Here is a 23,247-nt window from a genome sequence, read left to right as displayed (position 1 = left end):
TTTAAACTTTATCAAATTAAAGAATATAAGTTATATTTGTACGTTAGACTTATGGTCTGGAAAAGAACCATATCTGCAAAAGCCTTAGAAAAAGCGAAAAGCGCAGCAGTTAAGGTAGAGGACAAAGTCATTTTTATAGCTAATATCAAGGGAACGTTGTACGCTATGGATGCAGTGTGTTCTCACGCAAGGTGTATCTTAGGTCAACTAGATGAAGAAAAACTTACTGTAAAGTGTTATTGCCACCATGCGCTATTTGATCTAAGGACTGGTCAGATGCTAGAACCACCATATGTTGCCCCAGATGCTCCAAAGGAAAAATTGGGATTAAAAACATATCAAATAAGAGACAATGGTGGTTGGATAGAGGTTGATGTTTAATTCTTCCGAATGGACTCAACTAAAGGCTTTAGCATAAAGTCCACTCCACCACTTAAACTGGCCCAATATAAGCTAGTAAACGCTTTTTTCATATACCGATAAACTAATGTAGGCCCTAAGACCTTGCTCTTCTCGTAGTTTAACCAAACTAATATACCTTCATTTGCCCCTGAGTAAACAGCACACATTGCAGTACCGTCGTAACTCTCTTTATTCCTATTTCCCTCTATCTCAGCTAGTATATTATTTGCAACAACCTCAGCTTGAAAATGTGCAGCCGCACCGGTTTTAGGTGTTGGGGTATTATTGGCATCACCGACCACGAAGACACCATCCTTATAAGTTAAATTGTTCTTATCAACTGGAATTAATCCAGACTTATCAGCTAACTCACTAAAGCCAGTTGAGATAGGCGTATCTATGATCAAATGATCAAAAGGAATCTTTTCCCCCTCAGTTGATACTACGTATTTCTCGTTATGATTTACCTCTTGTATTACAAAACCTTTGTAGACTTTTATTCCTAATTCGTTAGCCTTCTTATTGAATATATTTGACATTGGAACTTGTAATGGTGGTGGTTGTTTAGCTGGAACTATTACATTAACATTAGCATCTGGGTATTTCCTCTTTATCAAAAAGGATAATTCCCATGGAGCAGCTGGACACTTTATTATTCCGGGAAGTGATCCAATAACGAAGTTCTTTCCTTTCGGATTTATAACATCATTTCTAATTGCCCTAGCTTCATCAATTCCATGGTATCCCCTTAAATTATATATGTGTTTATTTTGACCTCCTGTTGCTATTACTAAATAATCGCCCTCATATACTTTTCCGTCTTCGGTTACTACAGCTCTATTTTCTGGTATTATTTTAGTAGCTTTACTCTTTACTATTTTTACTGATGGTTTTAACAATGACCTATTAGGCATTTGTATTTTAGTCTCATCAACCTCCCCAGTAATGTAATCTACTAATCCAGGTTGATAAGTGTGGTATTCATTTGGTTCTATTACTATGATTTCTAATTTTCCTGCTAGCAGATTTGCTATTAACGTCCCTGCATTTCCTCCTCCTACTACGACTAATCTTTTCATAGTTAAATACTGTTAATGGGATAATTTAAACTTTATGTAGAAAAAAGTTTATATAAAAAATATTAAATTTATGTACAATCCCTTGATACCTCTAACTTTAAAAAATTATCTTCCTTACCCTTTTCCTCAATTTTCATTTTAAGGTCATTAATTTTCAGAACGTATTTTAGGCTTAGTAGCCAATCATAGTCATTAATTAAAATTTCAACACCTTCATCACACTCTTTAATTTTCCTAATCACATCTAGCATTATCGATAATGGGCTTCTGGATCCACAAGAGTCCAATTTATCTAGTTTAACTTTCTCTATGATCTTCATGGTTCAGCTCCTTTCTTCACGGGAGCTCCTACGATATTTCCCCATTCTGCCCAAGAGCCATCATATACTCTAACAGCTGGATATCCCAATAGGTACTTTAGAACGAACCAAGTATGCGAAGCTCTCTCTCCTATTCTACAATACGTAATTATCTCCTTGTCCGGAGTTATACCAGCGCTCTCAACCAATCTTCTTAACTCCTCTATAGACTTGAACTCACCAGTATCTGGGTTAACAGCTTGAGCCCATGGAAAACTCACTGCTCCTGGTATATGCCCACCTACTTGAGTTTGTTCATCAGCATATTCTGGAGGAGCTCTAATTTCACCTGTGTACTCTTTGGGAGACCTAACGTCAACTAGTATAGTAGTTTTACCGACTTCACCCTTAGTTATCTTCTGAAGAACTTCCCAGAAGAAAGCCCTATGACTACCCCAATCTACCTTCTTAACCTTATAACTACCTTTAGGGTATTGAGGTTCTTTTGCTCCTTGTTCTGTAGGTAAATTCTCCTTAGCCCATTTAGTTCTACCGCCATTTAAAATTCTAACATCGTCATGACCGTAAGACTTAAACAACCAGAATGCATAAACTGCAAACCAGTTATTATAATCACCATATAGCACTATAGTTGTGTTATTACTTATTCCCTTTGACTCCATTAACTTCTCAAACTGACTAGGTTCTATGAAGTCCCTTAAGACTGGATGTCTTAAGTCTTCTCTCCACCTTATAAGAACTGCTCCGGGAATATGCCATACATTATAAGCAGTATTTGGATCATAGTCTACTTCCACTATTCTAACTCTCTCATCTTTTAAATGATCTAACACCCACTTATTATCTACTATTACTTGTTGTTCTTGTACTTGACTCATTTTTCACTCCCCTTAATTATTTTTCTTTATCCGTAAGTTATATATCTATTCATATGTGCAAATTTGGCACTTAACAAAAAATTTAAAAATAAGAATAAAGGAGTTTCTAAACAAATAATCAACTAAATTTCCATAAAATCTCTCTTAATCTCACAACGTTTCCTAAGACCAGCATGGAAGGAGTAGCTAGATTATTACCAATTTCAGCTATCTTCCCTAATTTATTGACGTATACCTTCTGATCCAGATAAGTTCCCCTCTCTATAACTGCTACATCTTCTGAAGAATCTCTCTTAATCATCAATCCTTTACTCACCTCCTCTAATCTTTTACCTCCCATTAAAACTACTAGAGTACCATAATCTGGAATTTTTTGAAAGTCAAAGAGTTTCCCACCTTGTGAGACAGCACTTACGATTGTTATCATATCTGAGATTCCGTTAAAAGTAAGCGGAATTCCAGCGTATGCAGGAACTGAGTTAACTGATGAAACTCCAGGTACTACCTCGCACTCTATACCGTCTTTAATTAACTCTTGACAAATTTTTCCACCTCTTCCAAATATGTAAGGATCTCCATTCTTTAGTCTTATTACTAGTTTATTTTCCAAAGCGTACTTTCTCAACAAATCAACTTCAGTATCATCGTTACTAAGGAGTATCGCAATGCTGGACGGCTTAGCGTAATTAATAAGTTCTCTGGACACTAACTTATCGTAAACAATTACATCAGCCATTTGTAAATATTTAATACCCTTTAATGTTATTAGTTCGGGATCACCGGGGCCAGCACCTACTAAAACTACCTTACCCGTACGCATTCACCTCCTCTAAACGTTTTTGTAACAAATTGTGATATTCCCTATAACCCTCAATCTTTCTATCAAACTTATGAGGTTTCATAAGGTCTTTAGTCTTTTCGTGACTCTTCAACCACTCAATTATCTTCTTATTACCTAGTAATCTGAATACCTCACCGGGGTCTTCACTTAAATCCTTGTTTTTCTCGTATAATTCAAATAATGCTTCAGTCACATCAGCTAACCTATTGGACGGAACTTGATATAGGTAAATAGAATTTTCATCCCAGTCAATTAATGGTTCTCCTAAACTCCCATTCCCTCCACCTATCTTCAACATGTAAAGCTCATAACCACTACCTACCCAACTTATGGGATGAAGAGCAGGTCTTGAACACTGAGCTACACAACCAGACAATCCTATTGAGATTTGAATATCTTTCCAACCTCTTCTCTCCAACTCGTCAATTAGACCTGGAAGGAATCTTTCAGAGTCAGTAAAGGATAATTTACATGTTGGAAATCCTACACATGCTATTGAGTTAATTCTTAAATTGGAATATGGTTTACCGTCTCTAAAGCCGTAATTGAACTCCTTTAGTATCGCCTCGATTTTCTCCTTCTGAGACTGGTCTATTTCAGTAATTAACAGATGTTGATTTGGAGTTATATAAAACATCACGTTATCAAAGTTATCTGCAATATATCTGACCATACTTTTTATCCTACCGTTTTTGCCATCTATCAGCCTACCGTTTTCAACGAAAATACCGTAGGCCCACTTATTATCACCTAAATCTATCCATCCTAAATGCAATTCCCTATGCGTAAGGTTTACGTTAGCTATTTTTCCCAACTGTATTCCAGAGTATTCTCTCACTCTATCCCTCAACCACTCCAATCCCATCTTATATACAACGTACTTAAACCTAGCCCAATGCCTATTCTTCCTATCTCCCCACTCCTCCTGTATTCTCACAATTGCATCCAATACTCTCAATAACTCCCCATCATTTACCACAGTACCAATTGGAAGTCCAAGAGCTGAAAAAGTGGGATAAGAGTTATTCTCACCCATTGATCCGCCAACGTATATTTGATAACCTACTACTTTGTCGTCATTTATTAAAGGTGCTATGCCTATATCATTGGCTCTGACTTCAACACAGTTATCAATTATGTACTTTCCATTAATTGTTCTTAAAACCCCTACTATGGCGATCTTAAACTTTCTTGGTAAAAGATTTTCACTATATTTGAAAGATTCTCTTTCAAATTGTATATTTTCTGTTAGAGGTATTTCAAAGACTTGAAGATACAAATCTAAAGGTAATCTAAAGTAATTGGCAATTTTTCTAGCCAGTGAATTTGCGTCAAAAATCCAGTACCTAGAGAGTGGACAAGCTATAGTATTCCTTATATTATCACCACAGCCATTTATGGTGAGAAATCCGGATTCCGCAATCTCTCTAATAAGGTTAGGTAAATCCTTTTTCTTCACATGGTGAAATTGAATAGCCTGTCTCGTGGTTAGTTTTAGAGAAGGTAAAGGATTTCCAGTATATGCATCTGATATCGTATACTTGTTCGAAATATCATCTAAAATTCTCCATTGATTAGGTCTTATTGGACCTCCTCCGGGAATTGGTAGCCTTACCATGTAAATCCAATCTTTGACTCCATTTGATTTCATCTTGTCCCTATTAAATTCCATGTATATTCCGAAACTTTTGGCTATCAAAGATACTTCCTTCTCAAGATCGTCTCTAGTTAAGTCGTGAAACGACGAATATATTCCTATTGTATCTTCAGTTAATCCCTTAGTTTTCAACTTTACTTTCTCTTCCTCACTGTAATCGTTGGGATCAGTTCTAAAATTGGGCTCTATGGGAATCTTCACTTCACCTCTCTATAATGAAGCCCACATTCCTTATCACTATTCTGCTCCCACCACCATCTACCAGCTCTTGGATGCTCCCAAGGTTTCACTGGTCTAGTACATGGTACACATCCTATACTCTTATAGCCCTTATCGTAGAGTTTATTGTAAGGTACGTTGTTTTTCTTTATATACTCCCATACTTGTTCCCATGTCCAGTTAGCCAAGGGGTTTAACTTAAATATACCTCCATTAACCTCATCAATTTCTATTTTCTTTATTCCTCCTCTCGTAAAGTTTTGCTCTCTTCTTAGCCCAGTTATCCAAGCATGCATTCCCTCTAACGCTCTCTTGAGGGGTAAAACTTTCCTCACTTCACAGCATGCTTTTCTAAGTTCAACGCTTTTATAAAACAGATTTATACCATGTTTATTAACTAGAGCTTCCACCTCTTTATAGTCTGGAAAATATATCCGCAAATCTATGTTGTATTTTTTGTTTATCTCTTCTATTAAATCATAACTCTCTTGATGAAGTCTGCCAGTATCTATTATGAAAACCCTTGGGTTTTCAACCACCTTACTCAACATGTCCAATATTACCAAATCTTCAGCTTGAAGACTACATGCTAGGACTATTTTAGGATGAAATTTCTCAATTCCCCATTTTATTACTTCTAGAGGTTCCCTATCTTCAAACCATTTGTTCAGAGAGTCTAACTCCTCTTTGCTAAGCATCATAATAATCAAGTAAAATATTAATACTTTAGTGTTTCGATATGTGCAAAATTTGCACAAATAGCTAAATATATAAGCTTACCCTTAACAAGATTAAGACTGTGAACCTAATAGGGCACGGCAAGGTTGAGATAGTTGAGAGAATAAAAAGGGTTCCAGACTTTGAAGAACTGCAAGAAATTCAAGTAAAAAGACAGTTGGCCCATGAGATAGTAAGTATAGCTTATGGTTTCTTATCTCCATTAAAGGGTTTTATGAATTACGAAGAAGTAGATTCCGTTGTGGAAAAGATGAGATTACCAAACGACGTGTTATGGCCAATACCAATAGTATTTGATTACGATCAAAATGAGAACATCAAGGAGGGAGATATTATAGGGATAACTTATTTAGGAAAACCACTGGCAATCATGGAAATAAAAGAAATCTTCAAATACGATAAGGTGAAAATGGCAGAGAAAGTCTACAAGACTAAAGACATTAAGCACCCTGGAGTGAAAAGGACATTAAGCTACGCAGACACTTTCTTAGCGGGAGATGTTTGGCTTATTAGGGAACCACAATTCACTTCACCATATTCGGAATTCTGGTTAACTCCTAAAATGCATAGGGTAATTTTTGAGAAGAAAGGTTGGAAAAAGATAGTTGCATTCCAGACTAGGAACGTTCCTCATACTGGTCATGAATACTTAATGAAATTCGCATGGTTTGCTGCAAATGAGAATCAAAAAGTTGATGAACCTAGAACGGGTATTCTAGTAAATGTTGTGATAGGGGAGAAGAGGATAGGCGATTACATAGATGAGGCTATTATTTTAACTCATGATGCACTATCTAAATACGGTTACATAAGTAAGAAAGTACACTTGCTTTCATTTACCCTATGGGATATGAGGTATGCTGGACCTAGAGAGGCTTTACTTCACGCTATAATTAGGAGTAATTTAGGATGTACTCATCACGTCTTTGGTAGAGATCACGCTGGAGTTGGGAATTACTATTCGCCTTATGAGGCGCACCAAATATTTGATTACATTAATGAGGACAAGTTGTTAATAAAGCCGATATTTTTAAGGGAAAACTATTATTGTCCAAGATGCGGGAGTATAGAGAATGAGATACTTTGTGATCACAAGGATGAGAAACAGGAGTTCAGTGGTAGTTTAATAAGGAGTATTATATTAGATGAGGTAAAGCCGACTAAGATGGTAATGAGGCCAGAAGTATATGATGTTTTAATGAAAGCAGCAAAGGAATATGGGTTTGGGAGTCCTTTTGTAACAGAGGAATACTTGGAGAAGAGACGGAGTATATTGGAGTGAATGGAAATGAAAATCTACATTTGGCTTAGTGAGGAAGTGAGTAGAAAATTAGAGGAGTTAGGGTTGAATTATGCAAAGGAAGTATTGGGAGGGATGAAGCGTATAGAGATAGATGTGGAACAAGAGATAGTAGAAGAGATAGTTAAGTTGTTTCCAAATGCGAAAGTTGATTCTTCAACTACGAAGTCGATAGAACTTCTACCTAAGAGTTTCAAAAACGAGATATTAAGGATAATTACGGAAAAGAAGATTGAACCCAAGGAAGCTTTGTTGGAAGTTATAAAAAGTCTGAAGGTTGAGGATTAATGTTAGACTTAATTTATTTGTCAGTAATTCTCTTCGTCGCCTCCATACCTAGTGGTGCCTTTGCATATGGATTTTCAGCCACGGCAACGCCGTTACTGCTCATAAGGTATACCAATAGACAAATCTCTCCAGTATTAAACTTTATAGAAATTTTTCAGAATGTTGCTAATATTCTATTAAATTTTAGGAATTATACTAAAAAATCCCTAACAATTACCATTTACGGAGTCCCTGGAATAATTATAGGATCTTTAATAGGAGCATATGTTCTAAAAATTTCCGTAAACGAAGCAGCGATAAAGGTGATAGTATATAGCTTACTTATACCATTGATCCTACTACAAGCTAGTGGTTTTAGAAAGGAGATAAGTTTAGATAAGTGGAAAAAAGTCGGATATTTAGTAACCTTTCCAGTAGGTGTCCTATATGGGGTATCAACAATAAGTGGACCACCCTTAGCCCTTATAATTAATAATCAAGGGTTGGCAAAAGAGGAGTTTAAGTTCGCTATAGCACTACTTAGAGTAGTAGAGAGTATTACAACTTTTAGTGCTTACATTACTTTAGGAGTTTTTAGCTCCCAAGTAATCTACTACGCTGTAGTCACCTCACCAGCTGTGATAACTGGGATGTTAATTGGAATATTCATGGCTAGAGTGATAAGGCAAAAGGAAGATTTCAGAAGACTTGTTATGAGTTTTGATAGTTGGATAAGCGGATATGGTCTTTCATTCAACCTAGGTAAAGTTGTAGGTTATGGAATGATATGGTATTGGCCTATGATTATAACCATTGTAATAGACTTGTATCTTTTATCAAGATATATCAAAAAGAAGAGGAGATTGTTAAAATCATACTGATTAATAATTTGTTTTTATAAGCCCTAAAACTAAAATTAAAAATATGGAAAAACCGGATTTTGAGGAACTAGTGTACATAGTATCTGGAGTTATCTTTTTAGCCTCCCTTGGCATTGGATTAGAGATAGTAGGAGATTACGTAATAGGAGATATAATGTTATTTCTATCCATTCTATGGGCATTAAGTATATTTCTCTTTATGAGGTATGTGGAAAGAAAAGATAATCAAGAATAGGAAGCTATTAACTTATAACGGAAAAGATTGCAATGGAAAGAAATAGTAGAAATAGAGATAACGCTGAAAACAACACAAATAAGGAGATTTGGTATAAGATAGGTAAAGCGAGAATATGTACCCTTATTAAATTAAACGTATCGGTCGAAAAAACAGCCTGAGGAAATATTATTGACCATAGGGATGGATGAAATTGCCTTATTGAAATCTCAATAAAAATTAGTTTAATTATACTAGCTAGTATTACTAGAGGTAGTAACGATAGAGCCAAATACTAAAGAGTTAAACTCACTACCTTAGAAAAGGGGCTAATCGCAAAAGATAACAACGCGGGTAATCCCATTTGAATCCACGTCGAACCATCTATGACCTTAATTACATCCTTCTCCCTAATCATCCTCTTTAATAGAAGAGAAGTTACCGTGAAGTACATTAAAATGCCGACGACTACGAATATAAAAGACAAGATAGGTAGGTAACTACGTAGTTCAATTGAGAGAAGCGTAATTGAAACTCCTAGTAAGTGGTACTTAAACGAGACTTGTTTTAAAGACCTAAGCACCTTATACGTTATTATAGGGTAAAAGATCGATAATATTCCTAAGGGAACCAGATAAAAGAGTGAAGGATAGAATAGCCTCAGTCTTCCAATAAATAAGGTAAGTCCGGAGATAATAGCCAGAAAGTCAACGATTTCGTATTTTATTCGCTTCAAATTGAGGATAAAAAAGGAGATTAACACTGCTAATAATACTACTGACACTCCAAATGAGGATAGTGATATTATGGTTAATCTACTATAGTATGACGCTATCGATATCCCTGCAATCCCCATAAGCATTGTGAAAGAAATGGGTTGTCCAAAAATATCATCTAGAAACATAGTATTAAATGAAAGCTTTTCTTATACCTAAAAGCTTTTCCCATCACCGTGAAACACTAAAAAATAATTATGATCTTCTCCAATTCTCATTAGAAGTATAATATCCCCCACCGCCTGGAGTTTCAATAATCACTTCATCATCCTTATTTAAAATTGTTGAGAACTTACTAGGCATTTCCTCCTTTATACCGTTACTTCTTATTATCGTGACCTTTCCCGGTTTTCCGCTTTCACCACCTTTTAAGCCCCAAGGAGGAACTTTAAACCTCTCAGCCATAATTGATAACCTAGTCTTCTCTAAGACCTTAAATGCTCTAATTATCCCATCTCCGCCTTTATATTTACCATTCCCACCACTCCCTTCCCTAATCCTATACATTGTGAACATTAATGGATAATATCTCTCAGCAATCTCAATAGGAGTATTTAAAGTATTAGTCATATTAACTTGCACTCCAGATACTCCATCCTTATTCGGCCTTGCTCCAGTACCACCACCTATCGTCTCATAATATGCCCAATACTTACCTTTGTAAATACCACCCATCATCACATTCATCATAGTACCTGAACCAGCAGCTGGAACACTAATAAGGTGAGATAATGCCTTAAAGGTAACATCAGCGATTCTCTGTGAGGTCTCAACATTACCACCACCAACTGCTCCTGGCTTATTGGGATCAACGATCGTACCTTTAGGTGCATTAACCTTAATCAGACTGTAAAAGCCCTCATTTGTAGGAATGTCCTTGCCTATTAATGATCTTATTGCGAAACTAACAGCGGAAAACGTAACTCCGTATACTGCATTTAAAGGTCCCTCAATCTGGGTATCAGTTCCAGTGAAATCAGCGTAAATACCATCTTCATCAATCTTAATCTTTAGTCTTATCTTCTTTAGCTCGTCACCTATCTCTAAATAATCCTCATCCTCGCCTACACCATTACCCCATTTTGAAATCTCAGATAGTCCTAGTTTCTTTCCGTATTCCATAGACGTATTCCACGCGCTAAGAACGTTATCATATCTGTACTTATCAAACATTTGCTTAATCCTAGCTATACCGTTAAGGTTTGCCGAGATTTGTGCATTCAAATCACCTATTGATACTTCAGGTACCTTAAAGTTCTGCTTAATTATATCAACAATCTCATTATTTATTTGCCCTTTTCTCATTAACCTCACTGGGGGTATTACGAAGCCCTCCTCATAAATTGTGGTTGCATATGGATTAAGACTACCCGGCATTGGTCCACCTACATCAACATGATGCGCTTTATTTACCACATATCCTACCAACTTGCCATTATAGTAAACTGGTGCCAAAACCATTACGTCATTCAAGTGAGTACCGGATATATAAGGATCGTTTAAAATAACCATATCACCCTCTTCTAGCTCACCTATTAAGTTCAACGTGTTCTTAACTCCAATACTAAATGAGCCTAGGTGAACTGGTATATGCTCAGCTTGGGCTACAATATTACCCTCAGCGTCTGTTATTGCACAGCTATGATCCATCCTCTCCCTAATGTTCGGTGACATTGCTGATCTCTTAAGCATAACGCCCATTTCCTCAGCGATGAACTCCGAGGCTTTGTAAATTATTTCCCAACTCGTCATTCTCTCACCAATACTATTGAGTCATCTATAGTTGCATTCCAACCATCCTTTATAACTATAGTAGAACTGTATTCCTCAATTATTGCTGGTCCCCTTATTCTAAAGCCTTTAGGCAACTTTTCCCTGACATAAACGTTGACATTTACCCAATCGTCATTAATCATTACTTTTCTAACCTCCTTTGGCTTATCCCAATTTCCAAAAGTTACCTTTATTCTAGGTAATGGTCTCTTCTTGATAGCGAAAACTCTTATTGTAACAACCTCTATCTCCCTATCCTTCATCACGAAACCGTAAGTAGCTAGATGTTTCTCTTCAAACACTTTCCTAACTTCATAAACGTTATTTACTGGAATTGTTAATTCCCATCCTTGTCCCTCATACCTCACATCTGCAAATCTCAAGAAGTAATCGACGTTTCCCTTTAACTTCTCGTATAGCTCCTTTTCCAATTGCTTAAATTCACTCTCAAGATCTTTAGGATATGATTTCCTAACTTCAAAACGCCAATCAGCCAGTAATAGTCCCAATGCACTGAATAATCCTGGATGAGGCGATATTATAACCTTTTCTATCCCAATCTCCTCAGCTAAGTATAGTGCATGTTGTGGACCAGCACCTCCAAAGGCTATTAAGGAGAAGTTTGATGGATCTAATCCCCTCTCCACTGTAACTAGCCTTATTGCTCTAGCCATCTCTAGGTTAATCAATTCTAAAGCGTTCCTACTTACCTCATATGGATCACCGAGCTTACTCATTCCTCTTATTGCACTCTCTTTGTCTAATTTTAGATTGCCACCAATTAGTTCAGTTCCTAATCTTCCTAAAATCAAATTTGCATCAGCTATGGTGGGTCTGTTTCCTCCTTTGCCGTAAGAAATTGGTCCGGGATCAGCGCCAGCACTTATGGGTCCAACCTTTAAGGCATTAGCCTCATCTCTCCATATTATTGTACCTCCGCCTGCAGATACTTCCGCTAAATCTACAAATGGGAATCTTATCGGATATCCACTACCCTTAACCAACCTTCCGTGATGTACTTCTCCTCCAACTTCGTATTCAGTACTCATTTCGAAATTTCCATTAATTACGACACCAGCTTTAGCAGTAGTACCACCCATGTCAAAGGTTATTAAACTCTCATTAGGTAAGAAACTAGCTGAAGCTATTACACCAGCTGCTGGTCCAGATTCGATCAGTTGTACTGGCTTTTCAGAAGCTTCTTTAATATCAATTAATCCCCCTGAACTAGACATAATGTAAAAGTTTTCAGTTGGCAAAGAGACTTGTAATTTTTCAAGATATGCAGATACTAATGGCATTAGTACTGCGTTAACTACAGCGGTGGAAGATCTCTCATATTCCCTTGGTTCTGGTGCTATCTTAGCCGATACTGAGATGTATTTGAAGTACTTCTTTAATACGTTTTCAGTAATCAGCTCATTTTTTGGATTCAGATAGGAGTGCAGAAAACTTACTGCAATAGATAGTACATTTTCATTTAAAAGTTTCTTAACAACTCTTTCTATTTCATCTTGATCTACTTCCTTCATTATATTACCTTCAGCATCAACTCTCTCATTAATTTCAAATCTTAAATCCCTTGGGACTAGCTGTCTTGGTTTTTCAAAATACAGATCGTAAAGTCTGGGTCTATTCTGTCTACCTATTTCAATAATATCTCTAAATCCTTTTGTAATCAATAAGGCAGTTTTTGGTATTGTCAAGTTTTCTTGTCCTAGTAGCGTGTTCGTTGCAAGAGTAGTAGCGTGAGCTATCTCATTTACATTGCAATTCAGAGTGCTTAGTATATCCTTAATTACTTGCCCAGGATCCTTAGGGTTAGTTAGGACTTTTACTGTCTTAATGTCTCCGTCATTAGATAAGATAATGAAGTCAGTGAAAGTTCCACCAATATCTATTGCAACCTTACATTCCATACTTATTTACCCTTCATTTTAGGTATAAATGGTTTATCCTCAAAAGTTACTTCCCCATTTATTATCTTGACCCTTATTAATCTACAATCGGTCGGACAAGGTGTTTTGGAATTTGGTGGTTTCATTAATTCACCCGTGATAAGTGAGAATACTGCATTATGAAATGGACAAACTATGTAATCCCCATCAATTTTATATCCTTCAGCAGTTATTGGCCTTTGCTTATGAGGACAACCCGCTAGGTATTTGTGCTCTTCACCGTCTTTTTCATAAATCATTATCGGATACCCATTGATTTCGATTACCTTTAACATTACATAATAAAGATATATTTCCGCTTAAAAACTCAGCGCTTAAAGGACTCCTCACCGTTCAGGCTGGGGAGTTCTCTTCACCAAGTGATACTAGCTAGCTTAACTTTTAAGATTTATCCAAAAAAGAGGCACTGTATAATGTACTTCATTATTTAGTATCAAGTATGTATAAATAATTAGTTCTATGATATTGGTAATAAGATAAAAAAAGATATATTTATTTTTGAGCTAATATTCTTGTTTTAGTATCTCTTCTCCTTCATAAATTTTTCCTTTAGTTTCCTTAAGAGACAGTGCGAGTATTAGAACGATTAAACCAGTTGCGATTGTAAAGTAAACTGGAGAGAATATGTTGTTAGTCACGCCAACTAAATAAGTCAAGATAAACGGTGTAAGACCCCCTATGAATCCAACACCTATTTGATATGTAAATGATATTGCAGTATATCTGACAGTTGGCGGGTATGATTCAACAAGAAACGCTGGCGTTATTGCACCCGAAAAATAGTATATTAATAATCCACCAAGAATTATTGCACTGATTGCCGCTAATTCATTACCTTGAAGTAATAAATAGTAGTATGGATAAGCTAGTACTATACCTATTATGGCATTTATTATGATTTGCGTCCTTCTTCCAATAAGGTCGGATAAATATCCAAAAAATATCGAGGCAAATATGCCTACTACTGATACAATGAGTATAGCGAAATTTATTACTTGAAGGGAAAGATGAGGCATATTAAAACGTTGGGCTATAGTTGTAGCATAGCTTATGGAATATGCGAAATTTGTATAATACCAAGCTCCATTAATAACCCCAACTATAAATAGATTTGCAACTATTAATTTCCAATAATTTCTAAATGCTTCAGTGATTGGATTTCTTACTACTTTTCGCTCCTCTCTTAATTTTCTAAATACCGGTGAATCTTCAATTCTAAGTCTTATTATTAATCCTATTATTGCAATAAATAGCCCAGTGTAGAATAATATTCTCCATCCGAAGTTATCAAACCCAGTTTGTCCCATTATTGCGATTATAACAAAGATTATACCAGTTGCTAGCAAATTGGCAATAGATACCGTTGCTTGAAGAATACCTGAATATAACCCTCTTCTGTTTGGATTTACGTATTCCGATGTTAACGAAAATGCACCACCCCATTCACCGCCTAACGCCACACCCGTTAAAAACCTTAGTATAGCGAGTAGGATCGGCGCTAATATACCTATTTGATAATATGTTGGTAAGAGTCCAACAAAAAATACGCTAAGTCCAGTAAGCAAAATAGTAAAGACTAGTGAAGACTTTCTTCCTAGTTTGTCTCCTATATATCCGAAAACTAAACCACCTAGTGGTCTACCTAAAAATCCTATGAAGAACGTTAAGTAAAAAGCTAATAGTGAAGTTATTGGATTAGATGATGGAAAGAATAGTTTCGAAACAACAGTAGCTACAAAAGTGTAGATGAAAAAATCATACCATTCTAGTGCCATTCCAAAGCTTGATGCAACTATAGCCTTAGTTTTCTCGGAAACCATTCTCCCACTATATACAATTTGAGCCTCATATATTTATGTTTTATTTATTTAGATATATCAATAATCTTTAATCTCTTATCTCTTTTAATGGCTTCCTTTCATCCTTATCGTAATTGTAACTCCTTTTACTTTTTTTTAAGGTTTTTAATTTAATTCGAATAATTGCCCTAACCCTTTTATTTTAATGTTAATGTTCAGTTTATATAGTACTTCCCATAATGTAGCACTGTTACTGCTGATTACTGGTTTTCCTAATTTCCTTTCTATTCTATCGAGAATCTCGAATGTTCTAAGATTCGTGCAAGAAATAAAAATACCTTCATAATCCTCCTTAATGTCTTTAAGAACGTTTATTGCAAAATTATATACTTCCTCAGGTGTCACTTGGCCTATTCTAATATTCTCACGGATACCCATTCCTGCGTTTCTAACTACTTCAAAATCGTTCTTAAATAAGAACTCTATTTCTTTTTTGTTAACCTCTTCTATATAAGGTGTGAGTAGAACTAGTCTTTTTACACCTAATTTCCTCAGCGCATTTATTACAGACCCAGACGTAGCAGTAGCTGGAACTTTCGCAGTCTTCTCTATTCTTCGGATTATTTCCTCATGATGTGTTGGTCCTTTAAATAGACTACCAGTGGTACAAGCATAAGAAATAATGTGAGGCGAGATCGTTGACAATTCAATAGCAGCCCTTTCTGTCTCCTTCTCCATTTCTGCTAAATCCTCTATAGTAACGTTTCTCAGCATTATTCTTGAAAAGTGAGGGGTAATTCTATATTCCCTAATCTGATTAAGTACACTATTAAATTCATATTCTACAGTAGTATTAGAAGAAGGAATTATCACTCCTACTTTTATCCACTCCATGTTGGGCTTATCTGATTAGATCAATATAAACTTTTTACTATGAGATAACTAATTTTCGTTATGAGTTGGAAGATCTTAGTTAATGGAGTACCGGTTTTTACTAGTTTAGGTTTCGTAGGTTTTTGTAATGTTATATTAATTAACGCTGATGATAAATATTTGATTTATGATCCGGGACACTTCGGAAATAAGGAAGTGTTATTAAAAGCATTAAAAGATAACGGATTGTCACCATCTGATATTGATGGGATTATTTTATCCCATATGCATTATGATCATTCGCTCAACTCACTAGTATTTCCAAATGCCAAAGTTTATACTACCAGGGAAGAAGTTGAATATACAAGAACAAATCCGGATAATTATTCAGTTACTTATCTACCAGATCTGTTAAAGGATAGAATGATTTTAGTCAAAGATAATGAGGAAGTATATGGCTTGAAGTTTATCTTATTGCCAGGCCATACTGCTGGAAGTTTAGGTGTAATATATAACGATACCATTTTCGTTGGAGACGCTATTAAATACATCGTTGACGCGCAGAGTGGCGAAACATCTTTTGCGTATTATGATATTACCCAAGCTAATAGAAGTATTAGAAAAGTGTTACAACTTGCCAATAAGGTAGTACCTGGTCACGATATTCCATTTACCATAAAAAGAGATGCTAATATTGTAGAGATCATTCCAGATTCCAATTTTGTCAATAACGAATTCGTCGTATACAGTAAAAATGATAAACTTAAAATACTGATAAAAAAAGTTTAATTTGACCTATAATTTTGTAGTGAAATATAGTTAGTAAGTTTATAAATAAGACTACTTAAGATATTATATAATTATATAAGATAATAATAGAAATGTGGATTAATAGACTATATCGATACAACTTGACAATTTTGTACTAATTATTTTCCGAATATTAAAGTTGTAAGAGTAATAAAATTAATAATATTACTACTATTGAGTATACGAGAAAAAATTTAAGATGACAAAACCAAAGTCCTAAATGTTGCAGCAGAAGCGGAATACTCATTTTGCTCACAAAAACGACATTCAACAAACAAGATATGATTACTTTTCATATTAACCTCTCAAGGAATAAAAGAAAAGCAGCATACTCTTTGGAAAGACGCATAACGGTAACAACAAACTACTCGCATAAGAATTTATACAAAAGGAAACAGTAATGACATGGAAAGAGATTGTGGAGATTGTAACAAGTAACGGAATGTGCTGAAGGTAAGTATAATTATACTAGATTTAAGATTCTACTTTATCTACATAATAATCTTTATTTCACAATTGAAGTAATATCAATCAGTATTAGTTGTAATGTGAAAATCAATTGAACGGGAAGTACGAAACGAATAGTGAGTTACGCGAGAAGGACCAGAAAGTCAAGTTCAGATTAATCATTCATTGTAGGGAGAAGAGAGGGAAAAGGAAAGTATCAAGTATTAGTTATGGCTACTAATCTTGATCTATCCAAGAAATAAGTATTAGAACTATATGGCAATGTAAGGATTCTCATAGAGACTTCATATAGCAACATATTAGGTCTTCTTTTAGGTCATAAGTTTGGCTAAGTTCTTATTTCGCGTAATAACCTTCTAAATAGCAATGTTCCCCTATTCTCTCTTTGCTCACGTGAAGAGAGAATTTAAGACTTTAGCAAATTCTGTTATTGATTAAGTGTTAATATACCTACTGTAGAGATTATCCAATTAAAAAGGAAGAAACACTTATCAATATTACAGATTTATTTTTGAGGAGATTACTTGGAATCTGCTGATATGGCATTAGAGAGAGGAACAACTCATTTTATAATTTTTGTCGGATTCTCCAATCTACCTATCTTCTCTATTTCAGCAACCATTATGGCATTTTCAATTGGCTTTAAGTGAAATTCGGAAGCGTCTTGAGCGTTAATATAGCCAACACTTCCAGTAGAAACAACACTAAGTGGTGGAATTGTAACTATTTTTGATAACTCCTCCAAAATTTCCTCTATAGAGAATATGAACTCATTAGAATTCCCATCTTGAACCAATTCACCATTATAATAACTCCTCATCTTCAATGAGTTAATATCGCCAATCTCTTCATCTGTGACAAGATACGGTCCCATTGGTGCAAAAGTATCCCTAACCTTATTTCTGAAGTGTGTACCCCTAAATAACATTTTCTTTATTTTACCATCAGCTGGATCTCGTCTCATTGCATAATACGAATCCTCCTTCATACCTGGAGGATAGGTTATATCGTTGAATACTGTATAACCCAGAATGTAATCCTTCACCTTGCTCTTTGGTACCTCCTTCATCTTTGATTTAATTACTATCCCTATTTCGACCTCTGGACGTATCGCATCCTCAAGTGATAATATTGGTTGTTTATGAGCTATAGCAACAGTCGGAAGTTTTAAAAAGAATTTAGGACTTTTAACCATTTCCCTTGCCTCCTCCTTGTTACTAACTCCAATCATTCTTGGAGTATTAACTAAAGTACATATTATTGCTGAAGGTAGTACGGGAATATCGAAAACTATTTCACTTAGCTTATAGGTCTTTCCCTTAGGTTCTTCCTTTCCGAAATCGTGTATCTCGTATATATTATCTCCCTCTACTATCCCAAGTTTTCTAACGTTTCCCACATAAAACGAAACGTACTTCGTCATACTTATCACTCGTAATAAAGCTAAATATATACTTCATCAAACAAGTTTCATCGTACAAGTTTCAAGAAAAACTATTAAGTAGCTAACCAACATTTATAACGATGATAAAAGAGGATCTTCCTAAAATAATTGGAAAGGGGAGTTACATTGATGATATAAATCCGAAAAACGTAGTTTACCTTGGTGTAGTTAGATCACAGATTGCGAGGGGGATAATAAGAAGCATATCTAAACCTGAAAGTGCACTCTTATCCCTAACGTGGGAAGATGTAAAAACCTATATGCCAGTCCCAGTTCCACCTAACATTTCTAAGTCATCAAAGATTGTCAGAATGCCAGTTTTAGCAGATGGAAGGGTTAACTTTGTAGGCCAACCAGTTCTAGCGTTTGTCGTTGATGACAGATATAAGATCGAAGATATTGCTGAGGAGGTTACAATTGATTACGAAGAATTAAAACCAGTAGTCGATCTGGAAAAGGCTATGGATAATGATGAAGAGATACATCCTGGTGTTAAGAAGAACATTTCAGTAGATCTATTACTCGAAGGCGGTGAGTTATCAGCCAAGAGTAAAGCGGAAGTTGTTGTAAGTAGGAAAATCAAACAGAATAGGATAGTTTCAAACCCTATGGAACCTAAGGGAGTTATAGTACACTGGGATGGTGAACATCTAAACGTTTATGGTTCTTTTCAATCTGCCTTTAGGATAAGGAATGACCTTAGAGAAGCTTTGAATTTTTCGCCCGAAAAGATAAGGGTTTACTCTGCACCTAATGTGGGAGGTGGATTTGGAAATAAGGTACCATCGCATCCCGAATACGTCTTAGCAGCAATTGCATCTATGAAGCTGAATAGGCCAGTAAAGTGGATTGAAACTAGGTATGAACACTTGAAAAACCCAACTGTTGGTAGAGGAGTATTATCAGATGTTAAACTATATGCAACTAGGCAAGGTGAAATTTTAGGCATAGAGGGTTACGTCGCAGTCGATTTAGGTGCGTATAATTACACAATTAACCCCACAACTCCGGGATTCATAGCTAGTTTATTAACTGGTCCCTATAAGATGAAGTTTGCCTCTATTAGAGCGTTAGGAGTTTTTACAAACCAACCACCAACTGGTCCCTACAGGGGCGCTGGTAGACCGGAGGCTGCACTAATTCATGAGACTCTTGTTGATGATTTGGCTGAGGAGTTAGGCATGGACCCTGTAGAAATTAGGAGAAAGAACTTATTTGGGGATAACGGATACGTAACACCGTTAGGAGTTAAGATTGACCCTGCTGGTTATAGGGAGGTTTTGGATACTGCTGAGAAGTACTATAGAAAGGCTAAGGAAGTTTACAAGGATAAAGGAGTCTCCATAGTGATATTTACCGACATCGTGAGATTATCACCGGGAGAGGGTGCTAGAGTTAGGATAGAGAACGGTAAGGTTAAGATATTTGTAGGAACTGGTCCCCACGGACAAGCCTATTCTGATACGTTCTCTAAATTAGCATCCGAGGTTTTAGGAATATCACAGGATATTATTGAGGTCATTACTAACACAACTGAGGGCGTAAAGGAGGGAGTTGGTAGTTTTGGTTCTAGAGGTGGCACTATTGGAGGTTCTGCAGTAATTGAAGCGTGTAAACAATTATTAAGCAAAATTAACATGCCAATTGATAAGGCAATAAAAGAATTAAATGGAGTTGAGGTTGAGGTCTTCTATAGATCAGACGATATATTTTCACCAGGTGCGCATGTTGCAGTAGTAGATGTAAATAGAGAGACGGGCTTTGTTAAGATATTAGATTATTACGCAGTTGATGATGTTGGTAGGGCTCTAGTCAAGGAAGAGGTTGAGGGGCAAATAATTGGTGGAGTATTGCAAGGAGTATCACAAGTATTGTGGGAACATGCACCTTATGACGAGAATGGTAATCCACTATTCTCCTCAATAGCCGATACCGGTGTTCCAACTGCAGTTGAAGCTAGCTTTAAGGTTAATGTTGATGAGGTTGAATTTCCATCGGCTTTGCCTGCTAAGAGTAGGGGAGTTGGTGAGGCTGGTACTACTGGTGGATTACCAGCTGTCTTTATCGCACTTGAGAAAGTTGTAAAGAGGAAGTTTAACAAAACTCCAATTTATCCTTGGGATATTATTGGTTAAACAAATTTTATTGTTTTTACATGATAACTATTTTAGCTAGTTTTCGAATATATTATATATGTTAGCGTACGTATTCTGGCACCAAATCGGTACCTCAAATGAAGAGGAATACGAAAGAAACTTAGTTGCGTTTCATGACTACTTTAATAAAAACGCTAAAATTGAAGGTTACTTAGGCTCATTAGTAGTAAGAGTGAATTATGTTCCTTGGGCTGAGGGTGATGCGTATGAAGATTGGTACTTCATGCAGAGTTCTAAAACATTAGATCTAATTAATAAAGCTGTATTAGAAATAGGTGATATAAAGGAAATTCATGATAGGATTGCAAGAATTGCTAAAAACGGAAAAGGGGGCTTATATGGAATAGTCAAAGGGGATATATTATCCCCCTCCTATACTTACGCATATTGGATATCAAAGCCCAGTGGGATGAAGTATGAGAATTTCTATAAGGAGATTGAACCTTTCTCACAAAATTTATGGAGAAGACAATTAGCTATGGGTCCATTGAGTGAGTTTTGTGTATTCTCAAAGACTCCACTTAATGTTTCACAAAAGTTCTCGCCAATATATCAACAAAGACGTTTATTATACTCTAATGTTCAGATCACTACTCCACCTTGATACTTACCGTTGTAAGGCTTTTCTGTCCTTTCGTCTAATTTCATAAATATTAGGTGATGTGTTGCAATACCTTTAGCTAAAGATGAGTTGTAAACTGGAGTAATTGCTAAAGTTACCTTACCTTTGTAACCTGCATCAATTATAGTTGGAGGGGCTAAAAAGCCATTCCTAGCTAGAGTACTCTTTAAAGTTAGTAGTATTGCTAAATCGTCAGGAACGTCAAACTCCTCACACGATTCAAACAAATAAGTCTTAAAGGGTTCTAGTTTTGCTGACTCTTTAAACTCAATCTCCTTAAGTTTAGCCTTTTTAATTGGTAATTGAGCCCCTTCCTCAACTACGTAATATTTTTCACCACATATTCTCAAATCATAGCCATTTTCTCTTACGTTTTCTACAACGTAATTTAATATCACTTTACCTAACAGTTTTTTAATAGATTGATGAGAGAGAATCATCAAAGAATAAATTCTCATGAAAAGCTAAAAAGAGATTTTGCTTATTGCAATTTCATCTCCATAGCAATATCCAGTGAACTAAGACAAATATCATCCTAGCAAGATGGATGAATTTCGGGTCTATGAAAAGGGGGTGGATTTTCTGATTTTTTAAAATTTGTTATTCATAAGAGAAAATTTTGGATTAGTAATAAGGAATAAAAAGTGTTACTGCTTTCAGATTACTATGAGAAGTTAAAGAAGTTTTAACTGGGGTTGAAACTTCATCGTTCAAAGGCAATTTAGTATTAACTAGTCTTCGTAATATTGTTTAAAATGATAGAATTTATTCTTTTTTACTAGTGATATAATAGATAAAAATGTGTTTGAAGAGTGTATGCAAAAAATAAGTGCTACACTAGGGTGTGGAGGAGATCGTTTGTATCATAGATAGATTTTATCTTAATACTGAAGTTCTCTATCATATTTTAAGAAAAAAATTAAAATATTGTTCAAAAATCTATAATTATACTAAGATTTATTTCACTATATTCAAATGATATTCCTAATATCCAACAATAACAATGAGTAACTCCATCTATTTTCATCCTATTTTCATCAATAATCTCACTTTCCCGAAGTCTTCTGACACGATTCCTATATACTTTGCTAGAAATTCTAACGTCAAAAGAGATAAGTTGACAATAAGCTAGGAAAGATTGTGTTCGAATTTGCAATAAGTTAAATGAAGTCTAATAAAGCTTGAGATTAGAGAGCAGTAACAACACGGGGATATTTAATCATGATAATCACATTTCAACTCAAAATCCTATGGGAACTCACTATTCTACTTACCATTAGCATTCCCACAACAATGAGATTAATTTCATTTACCGTTAGAGTGACAAGAATATTTAGGAAAGAGAAACACTTGAAGCTTGAAGAAAATAATAATACCACCCATCACACTCTCAAATATCTTTTCTGTAAAACTTATATATTGTCCTCATTTTCCTATCTGATATATTCAAAAAGGATTTTGAGAGAGAACGTACAATGAAGAGGAAGTCAACCAACCTCATTAAATAGCCTAAGGGCTAATTCATAAACATGCTTTGCAGATTCTAATGCTTTTCTGCAATAACTTTAGTATAAAGTTCAGTCGGAGATAGTCCCTCAACTTCATCGCCATATATTAAAGGTTCTCTTTCAGCCCTCAACCATCTTGAAATATAGGCTAAGTTATCAGCCTCATTTTTTAACCAATCTGGTAATCTATCTACACTTTGAAGTAGGATCTTGCCAGGATCGTGAGTTTTTGGACACTCAATGCCTAATAAGCGTAAAATGGCT

22 protein-coding genes and 1 pseudogene are annotated in these 23,247 nt (G+C 35.6%); 8 read left to right on the top strand and 15 right to left on the bottom strand.

Annotation, left to right across the window (positions count from 1 at the left end; genetic code table 11):
* Positions 1 to 51 precede the first annotated feature (51 nt).
* The gene (gene sdx / locus GFS03_RS12995) at positions 52 to 381 is read left to right on the top strand and encodes a sulredoxin (RefSeq protein WP_153424476.1); all 330 of its coding nucleotides are present in this window, start codon (positions 52 to 54) and stop codon (positions 379 to 381) included.
* Here sdx and GFS03_RS12990 read toward each other — a convergent pair.
* The 6 genes from GFS03_RS12990 to GFS03_RS12965 all read right to left on the bottom strand — a co-directional run bounded on the left by GFS03_RS12990 (position 378) and on the right by GFS03_RS12965 (position 6,094).
* Positions 378 to 1,481 (bottom strand): NAD(P)/FAD-dependent oxidoreductase, encoded by a 1,104-nt coding sequence (locus tag GFS03_RS12990; RefSeq protein ID WP_153424475.1) that lies wholly within the window; start codon positions 1,479 to 1,481, stop codon positions 378 to 380. The genes sdx and GFS03_RS12990 overlap by 4 nt on opposite strands.
* Positions 1,482 to 1,549: 68 nt before the next feature.
* A complete protein-coding gene (locus tag GFS03_RS12985) occupies positions 1,550 to 1,801 on the bottom strand; it encodes a hypothetical protein (protein ID WP_153424474.1) in 252 nt (83 codons plus the stop codon).
* The gene (locus tag GFS03_RS12980; protein ID WP_153424473.1) at positions 1,798 to 2,679 is read right to left on the bottom strand and encodes a sulfurtransferase; all 882 of its coding nucleotides are present in this window, start codon (positions 2,677 to 2,679) and stop codon (positions 1,798 to 1,800) included. Before GFS03_RS12980 ends, GFS03_RS12985 begins: the two co-directional genes overlap by 4 nt.
* A gap of 118 nt (positions 2,680 to 2,797) precedes the next feature.
* A complete protein-coding gene (gene cobA / locus GFS03_RS12975; protein WP_153424472.1) occupies positions 2,798 to 3,499 on the bottom strand; it encodes a uroporphyrinogen-III C-methyltransferase in 702 nt (233 codons plus the stop codon).
* Entirely contained in the window at positions 3,486 to 5,378 is a 1,893-nt protein-coding gene (locus tag GFS03_RS12970) for a nitrite/sulfite reductase (protein ID WP_153424471.1), read from the bottom strand. The genes cobA and GFS03_RS12970 overlap by 14 nt, the downstream gene beginning before the upstream one ends.
* Entirely contained in the window at positions 5,375 to 6,094 is a 720-nt protein-coding gene (locus GFS03_RS12965; protein WP_153424603.1) for a phosphoadenylyl-sulfate reductase, read from the bottom strand. Before GFS03_RS12965 ends, GFS03_RS12970 begins: the two co-directional genes overlap by 4 nt.
* Before the next feature lie 101 nt (positions 6,095 to 6,195).
* Between GFS03_RS12965 and sat the strand changes: the two genes are divergently transcribed.
* The 4 genes from sat to GFS03_RS12945 are packed head-to-tail and all read left to right on the top strand — an operon-like array spanning position 6,196 to position 8,817.
* Entirely contained in the window at positions 6,196 to 7,416 is a 1,221-nt protein-coding gene (gene sat, locus GFS03_RS12960) for a sulfate adenylyltransferase (RefSeq protein ID WP_153424470.1), read from the top strand.
* A 6-nt stretch (positions 7,417 to 7,422) separates the two neighbouring features.
* Entirely contained in the window at positions 7,423 to 7,722 is a 300-nt protein-coding gene (locus tag GFS03_RS12955) for a DUF6955 family protein (RefSeq protein ID WP_153424469.1), read from the top strand.
* 17 nt (positions 7,723 to 7,739) lie between these two features.
* The gene (locus GFS03_RS12950) at positions 7,740 to 8,582 is read left to right on the top strand and encodes a sulfite exporter TauE/SafE family protein (protein WP_181443814.1); all 843 of its coding nucleotides are present in this window, start codon (positions 7,740 to 7,742) and stop codon (positions 8,580 to 8,582) included.
* Between the two features lie 43 nt (positions 8,583 to 8,625).
* On the top strand, positions 8,626 to 8,817 hold the full coding sequence (locus GFS03_RS12945) for a hypothetical protein (protein ID WP_153424467.1): 192 nt from the start codon (positions 8,626 to 8,628) through the stop codon (positions 8,815 to 8,817).
* Between the two features lie 7 nt (positions 8,818 to 8,824).
* On the opposite strand, the pseudogene GFS03_RS12940 reads toward GFS03_RS12945, so the two are convergent.
* The 6 genes and pseudogenes from GFS03_RS12940 to GFS03_RS12915 all read right to left on the bottom strand — a co-directional run bounded on the left by GFS03_RS12940 (position 8,825) and on the right by GFS03_RS12915 (position 15,996).
* Positions 8,825 to 9,700: pseudogene (locus GFS03_RS12940) on the bottom strand (C4-dicarboxylate ABC transporter).
* Between the two features lie 67 nt (positions 9,701 to 9,767).
* Positions 9,768 to 11,324, bottom strand: coding sequence for a hydantoinase B/oxoprolinase family protein (locus GFS03_RS12935; RefSeq protein ID WP_153424466.1), 1,557 nt, complete (start codon positions 11,322 to 11,324; stop codon positions 9,768 to 9,770).
* Complete coding sequence (locus tag GFS03_RS12930; RefSeq protein WP_153424465.1) at positions 11,321 to 13,264, bottom strand: hydantoinase/oxoprolinase family protein; 1,944 nt, start codon at positions 13,262 to 13,264, stop codon at positions 11,321 to 11,323. The genes GFS03_RS12935 and GFS03_RS12930 overlap by 4 nt, the downstream gene beginning before the upstream one ends.
* Before the next feature lie 2 nt (positions 13,265 to 13,266).
* Positions 13,267 to 13,578 carry a Rieske (2Fe-2S) protein gene (locus GFS03_RS12925; protein ID WP_153424464.1) on the bottom strand — a complete coding sequence of 104 codons (312 nt, stop codon included), beginning with the start codon at positions 13,576 to 13,578 and terminating at the stop codon, positions 13,267 to 13,269.
* A 228-nt stretch (positions 13,579 to 13,806) separates the two neighbouring features.
* The gene (locus GFS03_RS12920; protein WP_153424463.1) at positions 13,807 to 15,123 is read right to left on the bottom strand and encodes an MFS transporter; all 1,317 of its coding nucleotides are present in this window, start codon (positions 15,121 to 15,123) and stop codon (positions 13,807 to 13,809) included.
* A gap of 144 nt (positions 15,124 to 15,267) precedes the next feature.
* Positions 15,268 to 15,996, bottom strand: a complete 729-nt coding sequence (locus GFS03_RS12915) for a maleate cis-trans isomerase family protein (RefSeq protein WP_153424462.1) — start codon at positions 15,994 to 15,996, stop codon at positions 15,268 to 15,270.
* 60 nt (positions 15,997 to 16,056) lie between these two features.
* Between GFS03_RS12915 and GFS03_RS12910 the strand changes: the two genes are divergently transcribed.
* Complete coding sequence (locus GFS03_RS12910) at positions 16,057 to 16,764, top strand: MBL fold metallo-hydrolase (RefSeq protein ID WP_153424461.1); 708 nt, start codon at positions 16,057 to 16,059, stop codon at positions 16,762 to 16,764.
* Positions 16,765 to 17,815: 1,051 nt separating this feature from the next.
* Here the strand turns inward: GFS03_RS12910 and GFS03_RS12905 are convergent.
* Entirely contained in the window at positions 17,816 to 18,676 is an 861-nt protein-coding gene (locus tag GFS03_RS12905; protein WP_153424460.1) for a fumarylacetoacetate hydrolase family protein, read from the bottom strand.
* Between the two features lie 101 nt (positions 18,677 to 18,777).
* Between GFS03_RS12905 and GFS03_RS12900 the strand changes: the two genes are divergently transcribed.
* Together GFS03_RS12900 and GFS03_RS12895 are read left to right on the top strand one after the other, a co-directional pair.
* Positions 18,778 to 20,832, top strand: coding sequence for a xanthine dehydrogenase family protein molybdopterin-binding subunit (locus tag GFS03_RS12900; protein ID WP_153424459.1), 2,055 nt, complete (start codon positions 18,778 to 18,780; stop codon positions 20,830 to 20,832).
* 58 nt (positions 20,833 to 20,890) lie between these two features.
* Positions 20,891 to 21,457, top strand: coding sequence for a hypothetical protein (locus tag GFS03_RS12895; protein WP_153424458.1), 567 nt, complete (start codon positions 20,891 to 20,893; stop codon positions 21,455 to 21,457).
* Here the strand turns inward: GFS03_RS12895 and GFS03_RS12890 are convergent.
* Positions 21,436 to 21,915 (bottom strand): dCTP deaminase, encoded by a 480-nt coding sequence (locus GFS03_RS12890; protein ID WP_153424457.1) that lies wholly within the window; start codon positions 21,913 to 21,915, stop codon positions 21,436 to 21,438. The genes GFS03_RS12895 and GFS03_RS12890 overlap by 22 nt on opposite strands.
* A gap of 1,103 nt (positions 21,916 to 23,018) precedes the next feature.
* Positions 23,019 to 23,225 carry a hypothetical protein gene (locus GFS03_RS13635; protein ID WP_349750732.1) on the bottom strand — a complete coding sequence of 69 codons (207 nt, stop codon included), beginning with the start codon at positions 23,223 to 23,225 and terminating at the stop codon, positions 23,019 to 23,021.
* Between the last annotated feature and the right edge of the window lie 22 nt (positions 23,226 to 23,247).

The sequence above is a fragment of the Sulfolobus sp. E5-1-F genome, from assembly GCF_009601705.1.
Taxonomy (GTDB): domain Archaea; phylum Thermoproteota; class Thermoprotei_A; order Sulfolobales; family Sulfolobaceae; genus Saccharolobus.
This window is presented reverse-complemented; position numbering and strand designations above follow the sequence as displayed.